Origin of the sequence: Burkholderia sp. AU4i (genome assembly GCF_000466765.1) — a bacterium.
GTDB classification, from domain to species: Bacteria; Pseudomonadota; Gammaproteobacteria; order Burkholderiales; family Burkholderiaceae; genus Burkholderia; species Burkholderia cepacia.
The window spans coordinates 1-5,339 of the sequence record NZ_ASSI01000146.1; the positions used below are offsets into that span (position 1 = coordinate 1).

A 5,339-nucleotide genomic window follows, 5' to 3' on the forward strand; every position below is an offset into this window, starting at 1 on the left:
ACGGTCGTGACCGGGTGCTTACCGTTGGCCGAGTTCGAGCGCGAACTGATTGCCGAGCGCACGATTGCAGGATTGGCTTCGGCGAGGGCGCGCGGTAGAAAGGGCGGCCGGCCCTTCAAGATGACTGCCGCCAAGTTGCGGCTGGCGATGGCCGCTATGGGGCAGCCCGAAACCAAGGTCGGCGATCTATGTCAGGAACTGGGCATCACACGGCAGACCTTGTATCGGCACATTTCGCCGAAGGGCGAGTTGCGCCTTGATGGCGAGAAACTGCTCAGTCAAGTTTGATGGCAGGACAGCGGTTACTGTAGACGAATCGTGACGACTGGTTGAGTCAGTATGTGCTACCTGTTATCACTTGAACGCCAATAACAGAACGCCTCCGGCGACCATCGAAATGCCGGACCACTCCCTCAGTGACGGGCGTTCGCCCAAAAAGGCGAAAGCAAATACCGCCACCAGGACAAGACTGAGTTTATCCACTGGCGCAACCTTGGATGCATCGCCAATCTTGAGTGCGCGGAAGTAGCAGACCCACGATGCCCCTGTTGCCAAGCCGGACAGCCCGAGGAAAAGCCATGTCTTGGGTGATAACTCCAAGGGGTTGGCCCATTTCCCCGTGTACGCAACAAACGCCGACAGGACGACGATGATGATGGCCGTGCGGATCAAGGTGGCCAGATCGGAATCAACTCCCTGAATGCCAACCTTGGCAAAAATAGCCGTCAGTGCTGCAAAGATAGCGGACAGCAAAGCCCAATAAAACCACCCCGCCGAATTAATCATTTAGCCTGCCTCCGCGTTTCTCAAACCCCTACCGCATGGGAGCGATAACGGCAACATTTAAGCCAGTTTGCTTCTCTTGGTCTGAGAAGTCGAGGCGGATTTCAGCACCGATGCGATTGGCAATCGTCTGGACAATGGATAGTCCCAGACCCGAGCCGATCTGCTCGCTCCCCAGCGTGCGGTAGAAGGGATCAAACACTCGATCCCGTTCAGCCAACGGAATGCCAGGCCCACTGTCCTGAATACGTAGTACGACCTTCCCTTCCGAAACACCCACAGAAAGATCAACACGCCCTCCCTCTGGCGTGTAGCGGATGGCGTTATCGACCAGGTTCTTGACCACAGCGATCATGTCCAGCTCGCTTGCCCACACTTCGGCGTCCAGCGTGCCTTCGACACCAATGTCGATGTGCTTGGCCTCGGCCAGCGGCATCAGGTCTTCCAGCACGCGGCGGTAGATGCTCTGGACAGATACAGGCGACTTCGGCAGGTCGGTGGCCGACTGCGCCTTGGCCAAGGTCAAGAGTTGATCGAGCAGGCTGCGGCCGCGCTCGATCCCTTGGCGCAAAACCGTCAGCCGTTCGCGCGCCACGCTGGACATTTCCGCTTCCGCGAGCCGTTCTGCTTGCAGCGACATGGCTGTCAGCGGCGAACGTAGCTCGTGCGCGGCATCCGCGACAAAGCGGCGCTGAGATTCCATCGACTGGCCGACACGAGCGAGCAGGCGATTGATCGCCACGGCAAACGGACGTACCTCGACCGGAAGGTGGCGGTCTTCGACGGGATGCAGTTCCTGCTCTGCCCGCTGGTCTATTTCCTTGGACAGCGCCGCGATGGGCTGGAACATCTTGCGCACCAGGTCAGCAACGATCAACAGCAGCACCGGCACGAGAATCAAGAAAGGCATCACCGTGCGCAGTGCCCCGTCGCGGGCAATTTCATTGCGGAAGCCGGACTCCTGAGCCACAGCAATGCGTTCGCCGCTCGCTGTGGTCTTGACCAGCACGCGAAACGTCTCGCCACCAACTTCCAGCGTGTGCAATCCATCTGCCAAGGTCGCCGGGAGCGGGAGCACGCCTCCTGCGTCCACGCCTACCGTAGAGGGACTGACCTCACCCAAGCGCTGGACGATCACGCGCGACTCTTCATCGACATCCTTGAGACGGATATCGGTGGTTGGCACGGCAGGCAACAAGCGCTGACGATCCATGAGCTGCGCCACCTGGCGCAATACATCGTCCTGTAGTTCGTGGGCTTCATCGAAGGCGGACAGGAACGAGAAGACGCCCGCCACAACGGCCACCACGAGGATGGCCAGCGACAAGGTGAAGGACAGCTTGAGCTGCACCGATTCGTTCAAGCGCCTTTTGAGACCATCCATCCGACCCCCCTGACGTTCTTGATGACCTCGCCACCGAGCTTGCGCCGCAGTGCGTGGATCAGATATTCGACGGCATTGCTTTCGACCTCTTCCCCCCAGCCATAGATGCGATCCTCCAGTTCGCTGCGCGAAAGGATGGCACCAGGCCGAACCAGCAAGGCTTGCAGTAGCGAGAACTCGCGGTTGGACAGTTGCACTTGGGGGCCATCATTGGCACAAGCCTCTTTGGTGGCCGGGTCGAGCGTCACCACGCCGTTGCTGAGCACTGGTGCTGCCGTGCCACCTTTGCGCCTCAGGACGGCGCGCATCCGGGCCAGTAGTTCCGCCATCTGAAAGGGCTTGGACACGTAGTCGTCGGCCCCGCCATCCAGGCCGCGCAGACGGTCATCCAGACCATCGCGAGCCGTGATGATGAGCAGGGGAATCGGGTTGTCCTTGGCTCGGATGCTGGCCAGCACCTCCAGCCCATCCTTGCCGGGCAGACCGAGGTCGAGTAGCACCAGGTCGTAGTGCTGGCAGCCCAGCGTGGTGAGCGCCGTCTGCCCATCCTTCACCCAGTCGGCGGCGTAGGACGCATCCTTCAATGCGCCCTGGATCGCGTCACCGATCATGGGATCGTCTTCGACCAGCAATACCCGCACTCACCCTCCCTTCAATTGTTGTTCAATGCGCCGTCCTGGCGGCTCGCTGCCTGAACAGCAGGATTGCCACCACTATGAAGGTGAGCAGCGCGGCCGACGCTGAATAGCGGCTCAGCGCCAAGCCGCCCGCGCTCACCGGCTTGTCCAGAAAATCGCCGACCACGGCACCTAGCGGACGCGTCAGGATGAACGCCGCCCAGAACAGCAGCGTGCGGGACACGCTCGTCCAGTAGTAGGCTGCCACGACCAGCGCGAGCAGCCCGCCGAACACGACGGCCGCACCCGTGTATCCCAGGCCCGCCGTATCAGCCGTCCAGTCGCCCAGCGCGGTGCCCAGCGTCTGGGAGAACATAATCGTCAACCAGTAAAAGGCTTCCGCCTTGGGCGAGCTGACCGTGCTTACCGACACGGAGCCAAGGGTGCGATGCCAGACGAAGAGAGAGCCAAGCAGCAAGGCCAGCAGCAAGCTCGAACCGCCAGCGTACCCGATTCCGAGCGATCGGTCCGCGAAATCGGCCAGCGTCGTGCCGACCGTGGTTGTCGCGATGATGGTCGTCCAGTACAGGAAGGGGTGGAAGTCCTTGGCCTTGACCTGCGCGACCACGGCAGCCAGGAAGATCGCCGCGAAGATGGCTGTACCGACCAAATAGCCCAGGTTCATGGACATCGAAACCGCATCACCGCCAGTTTCACCGAGCGTCGTGGCGGCAATCTTGATGAGCCAGAAGCCCAGCGTAACTTCGGGCACCTTGGCCAAAGCGTGTTCAGTGGATGTTTTCATGGGGCGCGCTCACTTTCCTTCGAGCGTGTTAAAGGTTTTCAGCAGGGCATCCATCGCAGCCTTGCAGTCAGCCTGGCTTGGCGTGTCTGCGCGAAGCGCCGCAAGCGACTTGTCGATGGCCTTGTCGAGCAGATGCCAGTCATCTGCCGCGCGCGGTTTGAGTCCGGCTTCGGCCGAGTCCCATGCGACTTCCAAGTCCTTGATGCGTGACTTGGCAGCAGGCAGATCGCCCTTGTCAACAGTGGCGGCGACATCGGTGGCGATGCTGCGGAAGGCCGACAGGTCGCCCAGCTTGGAGGCAGTTTTGCCTTGCGAGGCCGAGACAGTCTGGGCCGGTGTAGTTGATGCTGTGCTTGCGTTGTTCTGATCGGCAGATTTGGAACAACCAGCCGCGAGGGCCAAGAGCACGGCGGCCGAAATGGCGGCAACAGGGCGAGCGATTGAGTGCTTTATGAGCATGTTTTTCTCCTTGTGTAGAGCGAAGATGGTTATTCGACGAGCTGGGCCGAGCGGCGTCCATTCATGCCGATCTGCGCGACGGCCACCAGCATGACGATCACCGTGAGGAACAAGGCGCTTGTCCACATGGCACCCATGCCAAGGCCGCCATAGGTCTTGGCCTGAGTCAGCAAGTCGCCGAGTGCGGCCCCGAAGGGGCGGGTCAATATGTAGGCGATCCAGAAGGTCAGAACGGCGTTGCCGCCCATGCGCCAGGCGGTATAGGTGATGCCAATCAGCACACCGAACGCCACCGCGCCCCAGGTAAAGCCCAAGCCCAATGCCTCGGTCGCCAAATCGCCAGCAGCCGTGCCCAGCGCGAACGTGCAGAGGATGGCAGCCCAATAGAACAGCTCCCGGCTGCGCGTCACAATGTCGTGAATGGACAGGGTGCGCTCGATCCGATACCAGACGAAGAAGATCGCGGCGAGCGCAACGGCGAACGCCGAGGTGCTGATGTACAGGCTGACGCCAAGGCCATCGGTCAGCAGATCGGTGATCTGGGTGCCGACCACGCTGACCAGTACCACCGTCAGCCAGTAAATCCAAGGGGTATAGCGTCGGGTGCGCAACTGCATGAACAAGGCGGCCGCCAACAGGGCAGCCATGACGGTTCGAGTCACGCCTTGCCCCCACCCTGCGTTGACCGCCAGGAAATCGGCTCCCGTCTCGCCCACCGTGGTGGACATGATCTTGATGATCCAGAACGACAGCGCGACTTCCGGGACTTTATTGAGCCAGCCAGTGGTGCTGCTCGTGGGCAATTTGTTCATGGTGTTCTCCTGCCGGGGGTGAAATGGTTTGCCAGCAGTTTGAACATGCTGACTTAGCCCGCCCATAGGCTCACTCGCGCACCCATCCAAGCGCGATCAACCTGGAGCGGCCCCACGTATCTGAGGACACGAGGACTCTCTTAAAATAAGGGATAGTCTTGTGCCTATCAGTAAGCCTAGTCATTACGTGGAAAGCATCGAAATTCTGACCGAGCCGGAGCGCCGTCGGCGGCGCACGGCGCAAGAAAAAATCGCCATCGTGCAGGAAACATTGGAGCCGGGAGCGTCGGTGTCGGCCGTTGCACGTCGGCACGGCGTCAACGCCAACCAAGTGTTTGGCTGGCGCAAGCAATACCAGGAAGGCAGTCTGGCGGCGGTGAAGGCAGGCGAAACCGTTGTGCCGGCATCTGAGCTGGCCGCCGCCATCAAGGAAATCAAGGAACTGCAACGGCTACTCGGGAAGAAGACGCTGGAGGTCG

The 5,339-nt window shown here is 60.7% G+C and carries 8 protein-coding genes; 2 read left to right on the forward strand and 6 right to left on the reverse strand.

The genetic code is table 11. The features are described from left to right. On the forward strand, positions 1–288 hold a 288-nt coding region (locus L810_RS29760), incomplete at its 5' end, for a helix-turn-helix domain-containing protein (protein WP_042976719.1). A 66-nt stretch (positions 289–354) separates the two neighbouring features. Here L810_RS29760 and L810_RS29765 read toward each other — a convergent pair. From L810_RS29765 to L810_RS29790, 6 genes are read right to left on the reverse strand one after another with little or no spacing between them, the layout of a single operon-like run. Further along, the gene (locus L810_RS29765) at positions 355–786 is read right to left on the reverse strand and encodes an EamA family transporter (protein ID WP_021161961.1); all 432 of its coding nucleotides are present in this window, start codon (positions 784–786) and stop codon (positions 355–357) included. Positions 787–814: 28 nt separating this feature from the next. Continuing rightward, positions 815–2,167 (reverse strand): sensor histidine kinase, encoded by a 1,353-nt coding sequence (locus tag L810_RS29770; RefSeq protein WP_011875627.1) that lies wholly within the window; start codon positions 2,165–2,167, stop codon positions 815–817. Further along, positions 2,143–2,808, reverse strand: coding sequence for a response regulator transcription factor (locus tag L810_RS29775; RefSeq protein WP_011875626.1), 666 nt, complete (start codon positions 2,806–2,808; stop codon positions 2,143–2,145). The genes L810_RS29770 and L810_RS29775 overlap by 25 nt, the downstream gene beginning before the upstream one ends. Positions 2,809–2,830: 22 nt before the next feature. Next, the gene (locus tag L810_RS29780; RefSeq protein WP_011875625.1) at positions 2,831–3,589 is read right to left on the reverse strand and encodes a COG4705 family protein; all 759 of its coding nucleotides are present in this window, start codon (positions 3,587–3,589) and stop codon (positions 2,831–2,833) included. A gap of 9 nt (positions 3,590–3,598) precedes the next feature. After that, the gene (locus L810_RS29785; protein WP_011875624.1) at positions 3,599–4,048 is read right to left on the reverse strand and encodes a hypothetical protein; all 450 of its coding nucleotides are present in this window, start codon (positions 4,046–4,048) and stop codon (positions 3,599–3,601) included. 29 nt (positions 4,049–4,077) lie between these two features. Next, positions 4,078–4,860: a COG4705 family protein gene (locus tag L810_RS29790; RefSeq protein WP_005797951.1), complete on the reverse strand. Its 783-nt coding sequence runs from the start codon at positions 4,858–4,860 to the stop codon at positions 4,078–4,080. A 196-nt stretch (positions 4,861–5,056) separates the two neighbouring features. On the opposite strand from L810_RS29790, the gene L810_RS29795 reads away from it, so the two are divergent. After that, the coding region (locus L810_RS29795; RefSeq protein WP_063625756.1) for a transposase at positions 5,057–5,339 on the forward strand (283 nt) is incomplete at its 3' end.